Genomic DNA, 18,462 nt, shown 5'->3' with positions numbered 1-18,462 from the left:
GTTCACGCGATTCTTTGCGCGGATCTCCCGCGCTGCTCCAAGGCTTCGCGCACCTCCCAGATCACAGCTCCCCAATCGCCGGCGGTCTCTTGGCGAAACAGCCGCAGGCTCGGATACCAGAGCGAGCGGCACCCGGATGAGGGCCATCGCCAGTCGCAATCGGCATGCAACAGCACCCAGGCTTCGCATCCGAGTGCGCCTGCCAGATGTGCGATCATGGTATCGACGCAAATGACGAGGTCGAGCCGGCGGAGCAGATGGCCGAGGGTTGCGATGTCGGGCGTGCCGACGTCCCGCGCGCCGATATGCGCGAGCTCTTCGATAGTTGCATTTGCCTGAAGCGAGTGAAGCGCGACGCCAGGAACGGCGAGATGTCGCAACAAGGCGGGTGGAATTGCGCGCCGCTTGTCCCATTGACCGACCTCCCAGACCAGGCCGACGGCCAGGCCTTCGCGGTCGAGCGAGGCAGGCGCGCTGCGCGGCGGTAGCGTCAAATAAGGCGCGCGCATCTCGATCCGCTCTCGCCCGACCCTCAACGCCTGCGGCACCTCCATGATCTCGATATCGACCTCGAAGTCCGCTCCGGGCGCTCCCTCGTGGAGCGCAAGCACGCGATCGACGCCTGCCGTGCGCTCCACCAGCGGCAGAAGTCCGGCCTGGCACCAGACCGTGACACTGCGCGCCACGTCATGGAGAGGCTGCATGAAACGCAGGAACTGGATGGTGTCGCCGAGCCCGTGATAGCAGCGGACCAGCACATGCTTGTCCGTGAGAGGCTCCCCGCGCCAGATCCGCTGGAGATGACGCGGACCGGTATGCTTGGGCGGATGCGACGCCGCCGCGAGGTCGCGGTCGTTGATGGCCCAGGCGCGCGCGAAATCGCCCATGCGCATCGCCTCCACCCAGTCGTTCGCCACGCCGGCGATCCGTCTAGCGGCGGACGAACTTGTGGAATCGGCTGAGCTTGCCGTCCTTGGTCCGGTCCTGGTGCAGGAAAGCGATGCCGGCTTCGTCGAACTTGTCGAAGAACTCGTCCCAACCAATGCGGTCGAGCGCTTCATCCGGCGGATCGAAATCGATGCGCAGGATGCCGGCATGTCCGTTCTCCTCGGTCGCCTTGACCGTCGCCGGCTGGCCGCCGCGCTCCTCCACCCATTTGCGGATCGCAGCGTGATCGGTGGTCTGCTCGGCTTCGCCGTTCTGGGTTTTGGACGTCATGTGGCACCTCGCTTGCTGGCAGGCCCGGCGATGCCGCGGCATCGCATCGGACCAATCTGCGGTGAAACGCGGAACGGCAAGATTTGTTCTTCACGTCGCGGCGCGGCTGACGGGAAACGAGACGCCAGCATCATCTTCTTCATCTTCATCCTGGATGATCTTCGTTCCCTTCGCGTGGCGACGGATTCTATCCCAGGTTAAGCCTGAAGCATTTTTTGGCCGGAATCCATCCGCGCCGCCGGCACCGCGTCTCCAATGCAGGAACGAACATACCTTCCGGCACGTTCGCCGACCTACTTACGCTGACGCCCCGCGTCTTCCCGGAGGTTTTCGTCCATGCATTCCCGTCTTCAGGACAGGCGCCGCGTGCGCGTCGGCATCGTCGGCGTCGGCAACTGCGCAAGCTCCTTCGTCCAAGGTCTCACCTACTATCGAAATGCCAAGTCGAACGAGCCGGTGCCCGGCCTGATGAACGTCGATCTCGGCGGGTACCACATCAGCGATATCCAGATCGCGTCGGCCTTCGACGTCAATGCCGCCAAGGTCGGGCGCGACGTCGCCGATGCCATCTTTGCCAAGCCGAACAACACGCATCGTTTCGCAGAGGTGGATCAGACCGGCGTGATCGTACAGCGCGGCCCGGTCATGGACGGCATCGGGCACTATCTCGAGGATGACGTTCCGGTCGCCGAGGTCCCGGAGGCGGATGTTTCCGAGGTCCTGGCGACGTCACGAACCGACGTGCTGGTGTCCTACCTGCCTGTCGGCTCCCAGCGCGCAAGCGAGTGGTATGCGGCGCGCGCGATCGAAGCCGGCTGCGGCTACGTCAATTGCATTCCCGTCTTCATCGCATCCCATCCGGACTGGCGGCGGCGGTTCGAGGACGCGGGCCTCCCGATCGTCGGCGACGATATCAAGAGCCAGGTCGGCGCCACCATCCTGCACCGCGTTCTCGCCAATCTGTTTCGCGACCGCGGCGTGCGGCTGGACCGCACTTATCAGCTCAATGTCGGCGGCAACACCGATTTCAAGAACATGCTCGAACGCGAGCGATTGACCTCCAAGAAGATCTCCAAGACGCAGGCCGTCACCAGTCAGTTCGACGTCCCGATGGACCCCGATAACATTCACGTCGGCCCAAGCGACCATGTCCCCTGGCTGACCGACCGCAAACTCGCCTTCATCCGGCTCGAAGGCACGACGTTTGGCGGCGTGCCCTTGAGCGCCGAGGTGAAGCTCGAGGTCTGGGACTCCCCGAACTCGGCGGGCGTGGTGATCGACGCCGTCCGCTGCGCAAAACTCGCGATGGATCGCGGTCAGGGCGGCGCCCTGACCGGTCCCTCCAGCTACTTCATGAAATCGCCGCCACAGCAGTTCACCGATGAGGAGGCCGGCCGGCGGACGCGCGCCTTCATCGACGACAAGGTGTACAGCTGATGGCGAGGATCATTCATCTCGTGCGTCACGGTCACCATGCCCTGCTCGGTCGAACGCTGTGCGGCCGAACGAGCGGCGTCACGCTCGACGACCTCGGCTGCGAGGAGATCGCCCGTTGTGCAGCCAACCTCCGCCCCCGCCCGTCGCTGATCCAGTCGAGCCCGCAGAAGCGCTGCATCCAATCGGCCAGCATTCTGGCCGCGCGATTCGGATTGCCTGTCGAGATCGTTCCTGCTCTCGACGAGCTCGATTATGGCGAATGGACCGGCCGGTCTTTCGAGGAGCTCGGCGAGGATCCGCAATGGTCACGCTGGAACAGCCGCCGCGGCACCACTCGACCGCCCGGAGGCGAGAGCATGCGTTCGCTTCAGAATCGCGTTGTCCGCCATCTGCAGCAACTTCGCTCTGATCCTCTTGCAGACTCGGTGATCGCAATCAGCCACGCCGAGCCCATTCGCGCGGCGCTGCTGCACTACGCGCGCATGCGGCTCGACGACTTTCTTTCGATCAAGATCGACCCCTCAAGTGTCAGCACCCTCAGTGCGGATCGACGCGGTTTCAGGATCACCGGGATCAACCAGCGGGTGCCGGCGTGAAGATCGTCATTTTCGGCCTGACCATCTCCTCCTCCTGGGGCAACGGCCACGCAACCCTGTGGCGCGGCCTCTGCAAGCATCTGACGCGTCTCGGCCACATCGTCGTCTTCTACGAGCGCGACGTGCCCTATTATGCCGGTGCCCGGGACTTCAACGAGTTGCCCGGTGGGCAGCTGCGGCTTTTTTCGAATTGGGAGGAGACCCGCTCCCTCGCCCGCAATGACATCGCGGATGCCGATGTTGCGATCGTGACGTCGTACTGTCCCGACGCAATTGCGGCGACCGATCTGATCATGTCTGAAGGGCGTGCCCTACCCATCTTCTATGATCTGGATACCCCGATCACGCTGGCGCGGCTCATGGCGGGAGAATCCGTTCCTTACATCGGTCCGCGAGGTCTACGCGACTTCGCGCTCGTCCTCAGCTTCACCGGCGGACCACGCGTCGTCCAGGAGTTTCGCGACCGGCTTGGGGCCCGCGACGTGCGTCCCCTGTACGGCCACGTCGATAGCGATATTCACCGCCCGGTGCCGCCCGAGCCGCACTATCGCGCGGATCTGTCCTATCTCGGCACCTACTCCGAAGACCGGCAGCGCGGGCTCGAGGCGCTATTCGTCGAGCCGGCACGAGCCAGGCAAGACCTGCGTTTCCTGATCGGTGGAGCGCAATATCCTGACGATTTTCCGTGGTCGCCCAACATCTACTTCGTGCGACATCTGCCGCCATCGGAGCATGCGCCCTTCTTTGCGTCCTCGCGCCTGACGCTCAACGTGACGCGCAAAGCCATGGCGGAGATGGGTTGGTGCCCCTCCGGCCGTCTGTTCGAGGCGGCGGCCTGCGGCGTCCCGCTCCTGAGCGATGGCTGGCCGGGCATCGAAGAGTTCTTCTCGCCCGGCAGGCAGATCCTGATCGCCCGCGATGCACAGGACACTTTGGCCGCGTTGGCGATGTCGAACTCAGACCTCCAGTCCATCGCCAGGGGCGCCTATGAGCGGACGATGGATCAGCACACATCCGACAAACGCGCGCGCGAGCTGGCCGCGCTGCTCGAGCAGGCGGAATCCAGCGGCGCGCGTCACCAGCAATCCGAGGAGGCCTGACATGTGGGGCATCGTTCCGGCCGCGGGCCGCGGCAGTCGTATCCAGCCGCTGGCTTTTTCCAAGGAGCTGTTGCCCGTCGGCAGCCGGCGCGACGATGGCACGGAGCGTCCCTGCGCGGTCTCCGAGTATCTGCTGGAGCGCCTGATCCTCGGCGGCGCGGACAAGATCTGCTTCGTGATCTCACCGGGCAAGTCCGACATTCTCGAATATTTCGGCGATCACTACGGCAGCGCCCAGCTCGCCTATGTCGTCCAGCCCGACGCCTCCGGCCTGTGCGACGCCGTCTTCAGGGCCGGCACCGTCGTTGGCCATGATGAAGACGTCGTCGTCGGCCTGCCCGACACCGTCTGGTTTCCAAAAGCCGCTTTGCAGGCCTTGCCCGATGCGGACCTCTCCTTCCTGCTCTTTCCCGTCGAGCGCCCGGAATTCTTCGACGCCGTCGTGCTCGATGGCGACAGCGTGCGGGAGATCCAGGTCAAGCAGCCGAATCCAACGTCGCGGTGGATCTGGGGTGCATTCCGAATGTCGGCCACGGGCTTTCGCGAATTGCACGCGCTCTGGAACCAACGAGATCGACGCGACGAGTATTTTGGGACGCTGGTCAACGCCTATCTCCAGGCAGGCGCCGTCGGGATCGGGATCAAGGCAGGCGAATCCTATGTCGATGTCGGGACCGTCGACGGCTATCGCACCGCGATGGCTCTTCTCGCGGAAAGCACCGGCACCGAAGGGCGGTCGCGGTCGCGGGCCGGCGCCTCATCCGATGGGGCTCGACCGACCCATGCAATGGACAATGGAGCGACTGCATGACTGGAGCGCTGCTCACGCGTGAGGAAATCCGCAGGCGTGTCGACGCGCTCGGCCCGTGGTTTCACAACCTCGACCTCAACGGCGTGCAGACCGCCCCCACCCACTTCCTTGGCGACTATCCCAATGTGAAATGGCGGCGCTTCTCGGGAATCATCCCGGATCGGCTCGAAGGCCAGACCGTGCTCGACATCGGCTGCAATGCCGGCTTCTATGCCATGGAGATGAAGCGGCGAGGCGCGGAGCGCGTGCTTGGGCTCGACACCGACGAGGAGTACCTGGCACAGGCCCGCTTCGCCGCCGACGTGAACGGTCTCAGGATCGAATTTCGCAAGATGTCGGCCTATGATGTGGGACAGCTCCGCGAAAAATTCGATCTCGTGATCTTCATGGGCGTGCTCTATCACTTGCGTCATCCGCTGCTGGCGCTGGATCTCATCCACGAGCACGTTGCCAGGGATCTCCTGCTGTTCCAATCGATGCAGCGGGGCGCCAGCCATGTCGACGTGATCGACAAGAACTACGATTTCTGGACCACCGACCAGTTCGATTGCGCCGGCTATCCCAGGCTGCACTTCATCGAGCACAAATATGCCGGCGATCCCACCAACTGGTGGGTGCCGAACCGGGCCTGCGTCGAAGCCATGCTGCGCAGCGCCGGCTTTGCCATCACTGCGCATCCGGAAGAGGAAGTCTATCTCTGCAAGCGCGCCGAGCGGCCTCAAATCGATGGTCCCGTCTATCCATCCCGGAGCACGAGCTGATGATCGAAGCCGCCAAGATCTGGAACGAGCCGAACAACAAGTCGCACTGGGATCTCCTGATCGATCCCGACTGGGCCATGTTCGCAAACCTTGCGACCGCCGCCGGCAAGGCGATCCGCAATACGCGTCCCGCACTGCCCATCGTGCTCGGCGGCATCTCGCCGATTGATCCGTCCTTCATGCGCAACATGCAGAGCCGCGGCGTGCTCAACCATTTCGATGCGGTCGCCGTGCACGGGTTTCCGCTTGACTGGAACCTCTGGCAGATCGGCGAGTGGCCGGCCAAGCTCGAGGAGATCAAGGCGGTCACCACCCTGCCCGTGTGGGTGACGGAGGTCGGCGTCTCCTCCTTCGGCGCCGAAGAGGTGCAAGCCTGGGGCCTGTCACGCACCGCCGAGCTGCTGATCGGCCGTGCCCCGCGCATCCATTGGTACAGTCTTTATGACCTTCCCTCTGCCTGGGAAGCAACGACGCGGCACAAGGAAGCCGAAGGCTCCTCCTACTACAGGCATTTCCACATGGGCCTGCTGCGCGAGGACGGCACGCCCAAGGCGGCCTCCGATCTGTTCGGCGCCTATGCGCCCGCCATGGGCCTGTGCCAGTGGTTCCACTTCGAGGATCATCGCCTGCACGACGCGGTGCACTGGATGCGTCGGCTGGGCGTGACTCACTTGCGGACCGGTCTGTCATGGGCCGACAGCTTCCGTCCCAATGCGCTCGACTGGTTCGATCGGCAGATGGAGGCGTTGGCCGAGTTCCAGGTTACGGTCACGTTCTGCTTCACGCCCGAGCATCGGGGCGTCGAGCCCCATCACACCAGCCCGCCGCTCGACGTCAACGAATTTGCCGATTTCTGCGCCTCGATGGTCGATCGATACTGTACGAGAACCGGTCTTGCATCCTCCCCAGCTTCGGCTGATCCTCCCATCAGAGAGCCAACATGCGTGCCCTGATCCTGGTGATGGATTCCGTCGGCATCGGCGGCGCGCCGGATGCTGCCCGCTACGGCGACGACGGCGCCGACACGGTCGGTCACATCGCGCAAGCCTGCATGGCCGGCCATGCCGACGGCAGCGCACGCAGTGGTCCGCTCCGGCTTCCCAATCTCGTGGCGCTGGGCCTCGGGGAGGCCTGCCGCCTCGCCACGGGGCGCGTACCGCCGGGGCTGGAGGGTCAGGCGCAGCAGCGGCAATTCGGATGCGCCAGCGAGATTTCGAAGGGCAAGGATACGCCTTCGGGCCATTGGGAGATCGCCGGGGTACCCGTTCCGTTCGACTGGGGCTATTTCCCGCGCACGGCACCGTGCTTTCCCGCGGATTTGACGAAGGCCTTCTGCGAGCAAGCGGGATTGCCGGGAATCCTTGGAGACTGCCACGCCTCCGGGACCGAGATCATTGCCGAGCTCGGCGAGCGTCACATGCAGACGGGGATGCCGATCTGCTACACGTCCGCCGACAGCGTGTTCCAGATTGCCGCGCATGAGCAGACTTTCGGCCTCGAACGTCTCTACGAGATCTGCGCGATTGCAAGGCGGCTGATCGATCCCCTCAACATCGGCCGCGTGATCGCCAGGCCGTTCATCGGCACAGGCGCGAGGGACTTCAAGCGGACGGCGCACCGCCGCGACTTTTCGGTACCGCCGCCCGGAACCACCATGCTTGACCTCGCCGCAAGCGACGGTCGTGACATCGTGACAATCGGCAAGATCGACGACATCTTCGCCCATCGCGCGACCGGCCGAAACATGCGCGGCGACGGCAACATGGCGCTGTTCGATGCCACACTGAAAGGGCTGGCGAGCCTGGCGGACGGAGGATTGCTGTTCGCCAACTTCATCGATTTCGACACACTCTATGGCCATCGGCGCGACGTGTCCGGCTATGCCGCGGCACTCGAAGCCTTCGATGATCGCCTCCCGGAGTTGCTGTCCCGCCTGCGAAGCAGTGATCTTCTGATCATCACAGCGGATCACGGCTGCGATCCAACCTGGAGCGGCACCGATCACACCCGCGAGCAGATACCGATCCTGGCCTGGTCGACGCAATCATCTTTGCCAATCGGCCCCCGGACCGGCTTTGCCGACATCGGCGCCACCGCGGCAAGGCATCTCGGCCTGCCCGCAGCCCTGCACGGCGCGCATTTCTAGCCGGCGGCAGCGCGCCGATTCACCTGGGTTATAGATCCAGGTTAGAGAAATATTCGTTTGTACATTTTCGAGGAACGAACATTCCTTGCATCGCTTCTGACTCCAAACGTGACCGGCGCGCGGGTCGTCCGACCACTCAGTAAGCGCGCTTCACCTCACATCACGGATTGACCCCGAACGGGTCGGTCTTACCGTTGGACGGAGCGGTGAATGACGCGGGTATTGATTACAGGTGGCGCGGGCTTCATCGGCTCTCATGCAACGGATGTGCTGCTCGCCGCCGGCTACGAAGTCCGTCTGCTCGACAATCTGTCGCCACAGGTCCACGGCGCCAACCGCCAGCGCCCCTCCTATCTCGCCCGCGACGCCGAGCTCATCATCGGTGACGTCACCGACGGTCGCGCCGTCGAGCATGCCCTGCGCGGTGCCGACATGGTCCTGCATCTTGCTTCGGCCGTCGGCGTCGGCCAGAGCATGTACGACATCGAGCCTTACGTGCGGACGAACGAGCTCGGCACCGCCGTCCTCCTCCAGGCGCTGTCCAGGCGCCCGGTCGAGCGACTGGTGGTCGCCTCCTCCATGAGCATCTACGGCGAAGGCCTCTATCGCAGACCGGATCAAAGCGTCGTCGCCTGCGACGAACGGTCGATCGAGCAGCTGCGCAGAGGTGAATGGGACTTGCATGACACGGCAGGCCATCCGCTCAATCCTGTGGCCACGCCGGAAAGCAAACTGCCCTCGCTCAGCTCCGTATATGCCCTGAACAAGTTTGCGCAAGAACGCATGTGCCTGATCACCGGCAAGGCTTATGGAATCCCGACAGTAGCGCTGCGCTTCTTCAACGTGTTCGGTCCGCGCCAGGCGCTCTCGAATCCATACACAGGCGTGCTCGCGATCTTTGCCGCACGGCTGCTCAACGGACGGCCGCCGCTCGTGTTCGAGGACGGCGAGCAACGGCGCGACTTCGTTCACGTGCACGACGTCGCTCGGGCCTGCCGCATTGCGCTGGAAGCGCAGCATGCGCAGGATGTGTTCAACGTCGGCTCGGGCCAAAGCCGGACCATCCTGTCGGTCGCGGAGGACCTTGCCGAGGTCATGGGCCGCAGCGATATCGCGCCCGAAATCACGCGAAAGTACCGCGCAGGCGACATCAGGCACTGCTTCGCGGACATCGGCAAATCGCGCGATCTCCTCGGCTTCGAGCCGCACGTGGCGTTCAAGGACGGCCTCGAGGAGCTCGCCGAATATCTCGCGGATCAAATCGCCGATGACCAGGCCGAGCGTGCGACCCAGGAACTGCTGCAACGAGGATTGGTTGCGTGATGAATGAGCGAGACGACAGGCCCGTCCTGATCACCGGCGGCTGCGGCTTCATCGGCTGCAATCTTGCCGACCGGCTGGCAAACCGCGGCGAGCGTGTCCTGGTGTTGGACAATCTGGCCCGTGCCGGCGTGCGCGAGAACGCGCAATGGCTGAAGTCCAGATATGGCGATCTCGTCACCATTACGGTGGCCGACATTCGCGAGCCGATTCCCGTGATCGATGCCGTGTGTGAAGCCCGCGCCGTGCTGCATCTGGCGGCCCAGGTCGCCGTCACCGACAGCGTGAGCGACCCGGCGGCCGATTTCGAGATCAACGCACGCGGTACCCTGAATGTGCTCGAAGCGGTTCGGCTGCACAACAGCACCGCCCCGGTCTTGTTCGCGTCCACCAACAAGGTCTACGGCCGCCTGATCGAGGACAGCGAGATCGCGCTCACTGGCCGCCGTTATACGCCCACAAATGCCCTGCTGGCGGGGGGCATTTCCGAGAACGCGCCGCTCGATTTCTACAGCCCCTACGGTTGCTCCAAGGGCACCGCAGATCAATATGTTCATGACTATGCGCGCGTCTATGGACTCCGGACCGTAGTGATGCGCATGAGCTGCATCTACGGGCCGCGCCAATTCGGCACCGAAGATCAGGGCTGGATCGCGCACTTCCTGCTGAGCGCGATCGGCGGCAGGCCGCTGACGATCTACGGAGACGGTTATCAGGTTCGCGACGCCTTGCATGTGTCTGATGCAGCCACTGCCTGGCTCGCAGTGCTCGACCGGATCGCGCTCGCGCGCGGACGCGTGTTCAACCTGGGTGGCGGCCCCGCCAATGCGGTCAGCCTTCGCGAGCTCATCGACCACATTGCGGAATTGACCGGCCGCGAGGTCACTTACCGCTTTGCCGATTGGCGTCCGGGCGATCAGCCCTGGTACGTCACCGACACGCGTGCGCTGTCGACGGCGCTCGGATGGTCGCCGCAGGTCCCCGTCACCGAGGGCCTTCGCTCTCTCCACGCCTGGCTGGACACGCGCTTCGGAGCAGCTCACGGCAGCCGCGAGGCTCTCGCATGACGCGCGTGGCCCTCATCAACCCGAACTGGGATTTTCGCGGCAGCATCTACTTCGGCTGCCGGTCCCCCCACCTTCCGCTCGAGCTCGGGACCTCCGAGCATTACCTGAAGGCGGCCGGGCATCGGACGCTGCTGCTCGATGCACACATGTTCGATCTGTCATTCCAGGACATAGAAGCAGAGCTACGCGCGTTCAGCCCCGACCTGATCGTCATCACGACAGCCCCGACCTACCTGTTCTGGCGCTGCGCACCGCCGGAATTGCGCGTTCCGCAGGAGCTTGCACTGGCGGTGCGGGATCTTGCACCGACCCTGGTCGCGGTCGGCCCGCACGGCTCGACGACCCCGCGCGCGGCGCTCAAGAAGCTCGCCGTCGACATCATCGTGATGGGCGAATGCGAAGCATCCTTGCTGCGCCTGGCAAATGGCCAGCGGGACTTTCCCGGCCTGTGCTTTGCGGACGGTGCCTCGATCCGGATCAATGGCGGCCCGCAGGCCGTCGACTTCAGGGATCAACCGGCTCTCGACTGGCCGGACGAGATGATCCGGCGTCATCGTCACCATCATCACCGTTTCGAGGCCGAGCCGGTGGGCCGCGGAGCGGAGGTCGAGGCGTCGCGGGGATGCCCATACAATTGCACGTTCTGCGCCAAGGAGAATTTTCGCAATACCTATCGCAAGAGGCCGCCCTCGATCATTCTTGATGAGATTGATCGCCTGCGGGGACAAGGCGTCGCATATGTCTATTTCATCGACGAGATCTTCCTCCCCAATCCCGAGCTGCTGGAGGGTCTGAGCACGCGTGGGCTGAAGTTCGGCGTGCAGACGCGCATCGATCTGTGGAAGCCGGACATGCTCGCTCTACTCGGCCGCGCCGGCTGCGTCTCGATCGAAGCCGGGATCGAGAGTCTCACCGTCGAGGGGCGCGCCGCGCTCGCCAAGAACTGCAGGATGACCACCGACCAGCTCGCCGACCGCCTGGTCGAAGCCCGCCGCCACGTTCCCTTCGTCCAGGCCAATCTGATCGAGGTGCCTGAGGACGACGACCCCGTGGTGCAGCGCTGGCGCCACAAGATGCAGGATGCCGGCATCTGGGCCAATGATCCGGTCCCGCTCTACCCCTATCCCGGCTCGCCGGACTACCGAAAGCTCTGGGGCGAGGCGGACGATTTCGCCTGGGAGCGCGCGCACCGGCACTACCTCGGGGTGTTCGATCAGTTCAGCGACGTCCAGAACGATCGGCCGATGCCGCTCGACGCCCTCGAACATCCGGTGGCGTCATGAGCCGCCCGTCGCATATCCGAATCCTGATGACGACCGACGCCGTGGGAGGCGTGTGGACCTATTCCTGCGGTCTCGCCTCGAGCCTCGTCGCCTCCGGTGCCGACGTCACCCTCGCGACAATGGGCCCGCCGGCAAGCGCCGATCAACGTGAGATGCTGCGCGGCTCCCGAGTTCACCTGATCGACACGAACCTTGCCCTGGAATGGCAGGACCCTGAAGGCCGTGATTTCGCCAACGCCGGCCGCGTCTTCGCCAGGGTTGAAGCGCGAATCCGGCCCGACATCGTCCATCTCAACAGTTTCCGAGAGGCCACCCTCGCATGGCGCGCGCCGACCGTTCTCGTGGCACATTCCTGCGTCAACTCTTGGGCGCTGGCATGCCGCGATACGGCCTGGCTCGTCGAGCCACGATGGACGCGCTATACGGAACAGGTCGCCGCGGCACTCGACAACACGCAGGCCTGGGTCTGCCCGAGCCGGTCCTTCCACGACGACATCATGGGGATCTATCAGCCCCGCTCACCCGGAGCCGTGATCTGGAACGGCATTGCTGCCGGAGGCTCTCCGTGCCGAAAGCGAGAGTTGATCTTCGCAGCCGGCCGGCTCTGGGATCGCGCCAAGAATATCGGAGTGCTGGCGGCGGCGGCACCGGGGCTGGGCTGGCCGATTCAGGTCGCAGGCCCCGCCGGTGCGGATTCGCCAAGTGGCCTCACCTGGCTCGGTCAATTGCCGCACAGCGCCTTGCGTGGGCATCTCCAGCATGCCGCGATCTTTGTAAGTCCGGCCCTCTACGAGCCATTCGGCCTTTCCGTGCTCGAGGCAGCCGCCGCCGGCTGCGCGCTCGTGGTGTCGGACATTCCAACGTTCCGGGAGCTGTGGCGCGGAGCCGCGCTGTTCTTCGATCCCACTGACAGTCAGGCACTGCACAAAGCTCTCTCTGCTCTCTGCGCGGATAACCTCGAAAGGACGCGTCTGCAACGTGCCGCCTACGAACATTCCCTGACCTATTCGCTGGCGCGAACGACCAGCGGCTATCTGAAGCTCTACGAAGGGCTGCTCGCCTCCGATCGCGCGTCACCCCAAGCTGGCCGGATGGAGGTGCGCGCATGAGATGTGTCCTGTTCTACCACGCGTTCAACTCCTGCTGGAACAATGGCAACGCGCACTTCCTGCGCGGCTATGCCCGCGAGCTTCGCGCGCTGGGTCACGACGTCGTCGTGTTCGAGCCGATCGACGGCTGGAGCCGGCTCAATGCCATTCGAGAGAGCGGCAGCGAGGCGCTGCAGGACATCGGCCAGCTTTTCCCCGGCGTCTCGATTCGCCGCTATGACGCCTCGCTCGACTTCGACGAAGCGCTGGAAGGGGCCGATCTCGTCGTCGTGCATGAGTGGAATTCGCCTGACGTGTTCGAGCAGATCGGACATAGGCGCGCGCACGGCGCTCCCTTCACACTGCTGTTCCACGACACCCATCACCGCGCGGTTACCGCGCCGGACGAACTTGCGCAGTTCGACCTCGATGCATTCGACGGCGTGCTGGCCTTCGGCGAGGTTCTTCGCCAGATCTACGTGAAGCTCGGCTGGGGCGATCGGGCCTACACATGGCACGAGGGTGCCGACCTCGCGATGTACCATCCTCTGCCGAATGTCGAATGTACCGAGGATCTGGTCTGGATCGGCAATTGGGGCGACGGCGAACGCAGCGCCGAGCTCAGCGAATTTCTCATCGACCCGGTCGCCGAGCTGAAGCTGCGCGCAAGCGTCTATGGCGTGCGTTATTCCGATGCGGCCCTCCAGACCATCCTGGCCGCAGGCATCCGCCACGGGGGCTGGCTGCCGGCACACTGGGCACCGGTCGCCTTCGCCGGCGCCCGCGCGACCATCCATGTTCCGCGCGGCCCCTATGTGCGGTCCCTCCCGGGAATCCCCACCATCCGCGTGTTCGAGGCGCTCGCCTGCGGCATCCCCCTGGTATCGGCTCCCTGGTCCGATGCGGAAGGTCTGTTTCCGGAGGGTGCCTATCTTCGAGCCGCCAACGGCGCCGAGATGAAGCGCGCGCTGCGCGCCGTCCTCGACGATCGGGAGCTGTCCGCCGCCCTGGTAGAGACGGGGCTGCGGACCATCCGGGAGCGCCATACCTGCCGGCACCGCGCGCAACAGCTTGTGGGCGTCGTCGAGTCTATCCGCGCGACGGACAGCTCGTCACAGCCTCTGCGATACATCGGAGCCTCCGCATGAAGATCTGCTTCTTCGGATCCAGCCTCGTCTCGTCCTACTGGAACGGTGCCGCCACCTATTATCGCGGCATGCTCAAGCAGATTGCGGCGCTCGGACACGACATCACTTTCTTCGAGCCCGACGCCTTCGAGCGGCAGGCCCATCGCGACATCGCCGATCCCGACTGGGCCAGGGTCGTCGTCTACCCCGCGACGGCGGACGGCTGGCGTGGCTCGCTCGATGAGGCCGCGCGATCGGCCGACATGCTGATCAAGGCCAGCGGCGTCGGCGTCTTCGATCGCGAGCTGGAGCTCGCGGTCGCAGCCCTGCCCTCGCGAACCATGCGGATCTACTGGGACGTGGATGCCCCCGCTACGCTCGAAGCCATGGCGGCCGATCCGGGGCATCATCTGCGAGGCGCGATTCCATCCTACGACATCGTCCTGACCTATGGTGGCGGCGACGGCGTCGTAGTGGCTTACCGCGCCATTGGTGCGCGCGACTGCGTGCCGATCTACAACGCGCTCGATCCCGAGACCCATTTTCCTGCTCCGCCCAGACAGGACTTCCTCTGCGACCTCAGCCTCCTGGCAAATCGCCTGCCCGACCGCGAACAGCGCGTCGAACATTTCTTTCTCGATGTCGCACGCGAGCTGCCAAACAAGGCGTTCGTGCTGGGCGGCTCCGGCTGGGAGACCAAGAACGCGACGATCAATCTCCGCAAGGTCGGCCACGTCGGCACCGGCGACCACAATGCATTCTTCGGCTCCGGGCTTGCCACGCTCAACGTCAATCGCGACAGCATGGCGCGCTACGGCTTCTCGCCGCCGACGCGGGTGTTCGAAGCCATCGGAGCCGGCGCCTGCCTGATCACCGATCAATGGGATGGCATCGACCACTTCCTCGAGCCGGATCGCGAAGTGCTGGTGGCCGCAAATGGAGCCGAGGTGGCCAGCCAGCTCGGCGCCCTCAGCATCGATCGCGCCGCCGCGATTGCGAGCCGTGCCCGCGCTCGCATCCTGAGCCAACACACCTATCGGCATCGCGCCCGCCAGTTCAATCAACTCTTTGTCGGAAGCAACTCGCGCATCGAGGCAGCAGAATGAACCTCAGCATCGTCGTCGTCGGTCTCTCGGTCACATCGTCATGGGGCAATGGTCATGCCACGACCTATCGCGCTCTGATCGAGGCCCTCGCGCGGCGAGGCCACAAAGTTACATTCCTCGAACGCGACGTTGCCTGGTACCGGGAGCATCGCGATCTCACCAAGCCATCGTCCTGGACGGTCGAGCTTTATCAGTCGCTGAAGGATGTTCCTCTCCGCTTCGGCCAGCTCATTCGGAGCGCCGATCTCGTGATCATTGGCTCCTATGTACCCGATGGCATCGCCATCGCCGAATGGGTCACGAGCCATGCACGAGGCATCACGGCCTTCTACGACATCGACACGCCGGTCACACTGGCAAAACTCGACCATGGCCTCGACTATCTCTCCGCTTCCATGATTCCGCGGTTCGATCTCTATTTGTCGTTTGCCGGAGGTCCGGTCCCCGACATGATCCAGCAACGCTACGGCAGCCCGCTGGCGCGGGTGCTCTATTGCAGCGCAGACGCCGATGCCTACGCCCCACAACGAGCAAAAAAGAAATGGGCGCTTGGCTATCTCGGCACCTACAGCGAGGACCGGCAACCCGTCCTTGGTCAACTGCTGTTGTCGCCGGCGCGAACGCTGCCATCGGAACAATTCGCCGTCGCCGGCGCGCAGTATCCCGAAGGTATCGACTGGCCCGAAAATGTCGTGCGGATCGAGCATCTCGCTCCGAAGCAGCATCCGATGTTCTACGCGGAGCAACGGTTCACTCTGAATGCGACCCGCGCCGACATGCGCGTGCTGGGCTTCTCGCCGAGCGTCCGGCTGTTTGAGGCGGCCGCCTGCGGCACGCCTGTGATTTCCGACCGATGGCCCGGGATCGAGACGATCTTCGAGCCGTCGCGGGAAATTCTTCTTGCGTCAACCCCGCGCGATGTCATCGAGATCCTGCGCGAAATGCCCGAAGAGCGCCGGCTCGCAATCGCGGAGAACGCGCGCCGGCGCGTCCTCGCCGATCACACGTCCGAGCACCGGGCTCGGCAGCTCGAGGTCTACTACGCCGAAGCGGCCGCGCGACGCCACCGCAAATCCGCACGCCGTCCCGCCAGCCGGCCCGTGCAGGTCGCCGAACTCTGAAAGGACAAGGATCATGACACTCCAAACCCGCATCGAGGCCCCCCGGCGCTCCCCGATCGTCCTGGTCGCCGGGGGTGCCGGCTTCATCGGGTCTCATCTCTGCGATGCGCTCCTGCAGCACGGAAGCCGGGTGATCTGCCTCGACAACCTGTTCACCGGCACGATCGACAACATCCGGCCGTTGCTGAACCATCCGAAATTCCGCTTCATCGAGCATGATGTCCGCGAAACCGTCGATATCGACGACGACATCGACCGGATCTACAGCCTCGCCTGTCCCGCATCACCCCGGCACTACCAGAAGGATCCGGTCGGCACGATGAAGACTTGCGTGCTCGGAGCGATCAACTTGCTCGAGCTTGCGCGCCTCAAAGGTGCCCGGGTGCTACAGGCCTCCACCAGCGAGGTCTACGGCGATCCGGAAGTGCATCCCCAGCCGGAATCCTATCTCGGCAACGTCAATCCCATCGGGCCGCGTGCCTGCTACGACGAGGGCAAGCGAGCGGCGGAAACGCTGATGTTCGACTACCAGCGTGCCCATGGTGTCGAGATCAAGGTTGCGCGCATCTTCAATACCTACGGTCCGCGCATGTTGGAGAATGACGGCCGCGTCGTCTCGAATTTCATTGTTCAGGCGCTTCGTGGCGAGTCCATCACGATCTATGGCAGCGGCACGCAGACCAGGAGCTTTTGCTTCGTCGACGATCTCGTTTGCGGGCTCCAGCTCCTGATGGAGAGTCCGGCTTCAATAACCGGGCCATGCAACCTCGGCAACCCTCACGAAGTCTCGATCGAGACCATCGCGCGGGAAGTGCTCGCGTACACTGCGTCGAACTCTCCTGTGCGCTTCGAAGCGCTTCCGAAGGACGATCCGAAGCGCCGCAAACCGGCAATCGACACCGCAGCACGCGCGCTGGGCTGGCGGCCTCGCGTAGCGCTAAAGGACGGTCTACAGGCGACGATCGCCTATTTCGCGCTTCGGATCGCGGGCGAGTCGCCCGCCCTGGTTCGAGCCATCGCACCGCGCCGAACGGGGCGTGCAGGCCGCAGTCAGATGAGCATCGCCGACTCCGGTCAATGACGCCTCTCCGCATGCGATCCTCGATCGCGGGGCTGTCATGAATTCTACGGATGGCTCCGCCTCCGGTCGCAAACCGAAGGCGCTTACCCGCGCCGTCGGTCTGGGACTCCTAACCGGCGCCGCGGATGACGATTGTTCCAGCGGTCGGAACTTACGCGAGCGTTCCCGTCCATCAGATACCCCAACGTAGCGCGGAGGTATGCACCGGCGCATCCCACAATTCCTTTGACTGCCTGTCCAGCACCGAGACGGTGATCGAAGCACCAGCCATGTCGAGGGACGTCACGTAGGAACCGGTCAGGAAACGCGTGGCCGTGAGCCCCGCTCCGTCCAGGATGCGCTTGGCGCTGTTGGCCATCAGATACAGTTCGATCAGCGGCGTCGCGCCAAACCCGTTGATCAGAAGAAGCACTTCACTGCCCTTGCTCGGCGCGAGATCGCCCAAGATCGCGTTGAGCATCTCGGCAGCAATCGCATCGGCAGAGCCCAGCGGCACCCGGCGGCGACCCGGCTCGCCATGAATGCCGACGCCCATTTCCATCTCGTTGTCGGCCAGGGTAAAGTTCGGCCGGCCCGCCGCCGGCACCGTGCACGGCAGCAGCGCCACCCCCATCGAGCGGGTGCGTCGGTTGACGTCATCGCCGAGCGTCTTGAGCGCGGCGAGCGGCATTCGGTTCTCGGCCGCGGCGCCGACCATCTTTTCCACGATCAAGGTGCCCGCGACTCCGCGACGGCCGGTCGTGTAGGTCGATTTCTCGACCGCGACATCATCGTTGGTCACGACGCTTGCGACCTCCCGCCCGGCCATCTCGGCGGCCATGGTGAAGTTCATCACATCGCCTTCATAATTCTTGACGATGAAGAGCACGCCAGCGCCGGTATCGACGGCCTCCGCCGCCTCGATCATCTGATCGGGCGTCGGTGAGGTGAAGACCTGGCCCGGACAGGCGGCATCGAGCATGCCATGGCCGACGAAGCCCGCATGAAGCGGTTCATGGCCGGAGCCGCCGCCGGAGATCAGCGCGACCTTGCCCGGCGCTAGCGTGCGGCGGCGCACGAACTTCCGCTCGGCGCCGAGCAGCAGGATGTCAGCATGTGCCGCCGCCAACCCGTCGAGACTCTCTTCCAGCACCGTGTCGGCGCTGTTGATCAGTTTTTTCATTGCGTCCTCCCGGTCATCTTTCTTGCGTTTCGAATTCG

19 protein-coding genes are annotated in these 18,462 nt (G+C 64.3%); 15 read left to right on the top strand and 4 right to left on the bottom strand.

All coding sequences use genetic code 11. The annotated features are described in order from the left end of the window. Positions 1-2: 2 nt before the first annotated feature. From ACNJYB_RS15335 to ACNJYB_RS15325, 3 genes are read right to left on the bottom strand one after another with little or no spacing between them, the layout of a single operon-like run. Entirely contained in the window at positions 3-917 is a 915-nt protein-coding gene (locus ACNJYB_RS15335; protein WP_439374706.1) for a hypothetical protein, read from the bottom strand. A 13-nt stretch (positions 918-930) separates the two neighbouring features. Beyond that, positions 931-1,218: a hypothetical protein gene (locus ACNJYB_RS15330; protein ID WP_439374705.1), complete on the bottom strand. Its 288-nt coding sequence runs from the start codon at positions 1,216-1,218 to the stop codon at positions 931-933. Further along, positions 1,215-1,367, bottom strand: a complete 153-nt coding sequence (locus ACNJYB_RS15325) for a hypothetical protein (RefSeq protein ID WP_439374704.1) — start codon at positions 1,365-1,367, stop codon at positions 1,215-1,217. The genes ACNJYB_RS15330 and ACNJYB_RS15325 overlap by 4 nt, the downstream gene beginning before the upstream one ends. Before the next feature lie 187 nt (positions 1,368-1,554). Between ACNJYB_RS15325 and ACNJYB_RS15320 the strand changes: the two genes are divergently transcribed. The 15 genes from ACNJYB_RS15320 to ACNJYB_RS15250 all read left to right on the top strand — a co-directional run bounded on the left by ACNJYB_RS15320 (position 1,555) and on the right by ACNJYB_RS15250 (position 17,262). Continuing rightward, positions 1,555-2,655 carry an inositol-3-phosphate synthase gene (locus ACNJYB_RS15320; RefSeq protein ID WP_439374703.1) on the top strand — a complete coding sequence of 367 codons (1,101 nt, stop codon included), beginning with the start codon at positions 1,555-1,557 and terminating at the stop codon, positions 2,653-2,655. Further along, positions 2,655-3,251: a histidine phosphatase family protein gene (locus ACNJYB_RS15315; RefSeq protein WP_439374702.1), complete on the top strand. Its 597-nt coding sequence runs from the start codon at positions 2,655-2,657 to the stop codon at positions 3,249-3,251. The genes ACNJYB_RS15320 and ACNJYB_RS15315 overlap by 1 nt, the downstream gene beginning before the upstream one ends. Beyond that, positions 3,248-4,351 (top strand): CgeB family protein, encoded by a 1,104-nt coding sequence (locus ACNJYB_RS15310; RefSeq protein WP_439374701.1) that lies wholly within the window; start codon positions 3,248-3,250, stop codon positions 4,349-4,351. The genes ACNJYB_RS15315 and ACNJYB_RS15310 overlap by 4 nt, the downstream gene beginning before the upstream one ends. Position 4,352: 1 nt before the next feature. After that, a complete protein-coding gene (locus tag ACNJYB_RS15305) occupies positions 4,353-5,162 on the top strand; it encodes a sugar phosphate nucleotidyltransferase (protein ID WP_439374700.1) in 810 nt (269 codons plus the stop codon). Then, complete coding sequence (locus ACNJYB_RS15300; protein WP_439374699.1) at positions 5,159-5,923, top strand: TIGR04290 family methyltransferase; 765 nt, start codon at positions 5,159-5,161, stop codon at positions 5,921-5,923. Before ACNJYB_RS15305 ends, ACNJYB_RS15300 begins: the two co-directional genes overlap by 4 nt. After that, complete coding sequence (locus ACNJYB_RS15295; protein ID WP_439374698.1) at positions 5,923-6,876, top strand: beta-xylosidase; 954 nt, start codon at positions 5,923-5,925, stop codon at positions 6,874-6,876. The genes ACNJYB_RS15300 and ACNJYB_RS15295 overlap by 1 nt, the downstream gene beginning before the upstream one ends. Then, positions 6,864-8,069 (top strand): phosphopentomutase, encoded by a 1,206-nt coding sequence (locus ACNJYB_RS15290; protein WP_439374697.1) that lies wholly within the window; start codon positions 6,864-6,866, stop codon positions 8,067-8,069. Before ACNJYB_RS15295 ends, ACNJYB_RS15290 begins: the two co-directional genes overlap by 13 nt. Before the next feature lie 210 nt (positions 8,070-8,279). After that, positions 8,280-9,392: an NAD-dependent epimerase/dehydratase family protein gene (locus ACNJYB_RS15285; protein WP_439374696.1), complete on the top strand. Its 1,113-nt coding sequence runs from the start codon at positions 8,280-8,282 to the stop codon at positions 9,390-9,392. Next, complete coding sequence (locus tag ACNJYB_RS15280) at positions 9,392-10,456, top strand: NAD-dependent epimerase/dehydratase family protein (RefSeq protein WP_439374695.1); 1,065 nt, start codon at positions 9,392-9,394, stop codon at positions 10,454-10,456. The genes ACNJYB_RS15285 and ACNJYB_RS15280 overlap by 1 nt, the downstream gene beginning before the upstream one ends. Then, entirely contained in the window at positions 10,453-11,739 is a 1,287-nt protein-coding gene (locus tag ACNJYB_RS15275) for a TIGR04295 family B12-binding domain-containing radical SAM protein (protein ID WP_439374694.1), read from the top strand. The genes ACNJYB_RS15280 and ACNJYB_RS15275 overlap by 4 nt, the downstream gene beginning before the upstream one ends. Continuing rightward, on the top strand, positions 11,736-12,848 hold the full coding sequence (locus ACNJYB_RS15270) for a glycosyltransferase family 4 protein (RefSeq protein ID WP_439374693.1): 1,113 nt from the start codon (positions 11,736-11,738) through the stop codon (positions 12,846-12,848). Before ACNJYB_RS15275 ends, ACNJYB_RS15270 begins: the two co-directional genes overlap by 4 nt. After that, positions 12,845-13,975: a CgeB family protein gene (locus ACNJYB_RS15265; protein ID WP_439374692.1), complete on the top strand. Its 1,131-nt coding sequence runs from the start codon at positions 12,845-12,847 to the stop codon at positions 13,973-13,975. Before ACNJYB_RS15270 ends, ACNJYB_RS15265 begins: the two co-directional genes overlap by 4 nt. After that, positions 13,972-15,060, top strand: a complete 1,089-nt coding sequence (locus ACNJYB_RS15260) for a CgeB family protein (protein ID WP_439374691.1) — start codon at positions 13,972-13,974, stop codon at positions 15,058-15,060. The genes ACNJYB_RS15265 and ACNJYB_RS15260 overlap by 4 nt, the downstream gene beginning before the upstream one ends. After that, positions 15,057-16,181, top strand: coding sequence for a CgeB family protein (locus ACNJYB_RS15255; RefSeq protein WP_439374690.1), 1,125 nt, complete (start codon positions 15,057-15,059; stop codon positions 16,179-16,181). The genes ACNJYB_RS15260 and ACNJYB_RS15255 overlap by 4 nt, the downstream gene beginning before the upstream one ends. A gap of 13 nt (positions 16,182-16,194) precedes the next feature. Beyond that, positions 16,195-17,262 (top strand): UDP-glucuronic acid decarboxylase family protein, encoded by a 1,068-nt coding sequence (locus ACNJYB_RS15250; RefSeq protein WP_439374689.1) that lies wholly within the window; start codon positions 16,195-16,197, stop codon positions 17,260-17,262. A 172-nt stretch (positions 17,263-17,434) separates the two neighbouring features. On the opposite strand, the gene dhaK is transcribed toward ACNJYB_RS15250, so the two are convergent. After that, positions 17,435-18,424 carry a dihydroxyacetone kinase subunit DhaK gene (gene dhaK / locus ACNJYB_RS15245; protein ID WP_439374688.1) on the bottom strand — a complete coding sequence of 330 codons (990 nt, stop codon included), beginning with the start codon at positions 18,422-18,424 and terminating at the stop codon, positions 17,435-17,437. Between the last annotated feature and the right edge of the window lie 38 nt (positions 18,425-18,462).

Origin of the sequence: Bradyrhizobium sp. SMVTL-02, assembly GCF_051853005.1 — a bacterium.
Lineage (GTDB): Bacteria > Pseudomonadota > Alphaproteobacteria > Rhizobiales > Xanthobacteraceae > Bradyrhizobium.
The sequence above is the reverse complement of the archived record's forward strand: the minus strand, read 5'-3'. Positions and strand labels throughout refer to the sequence as shown.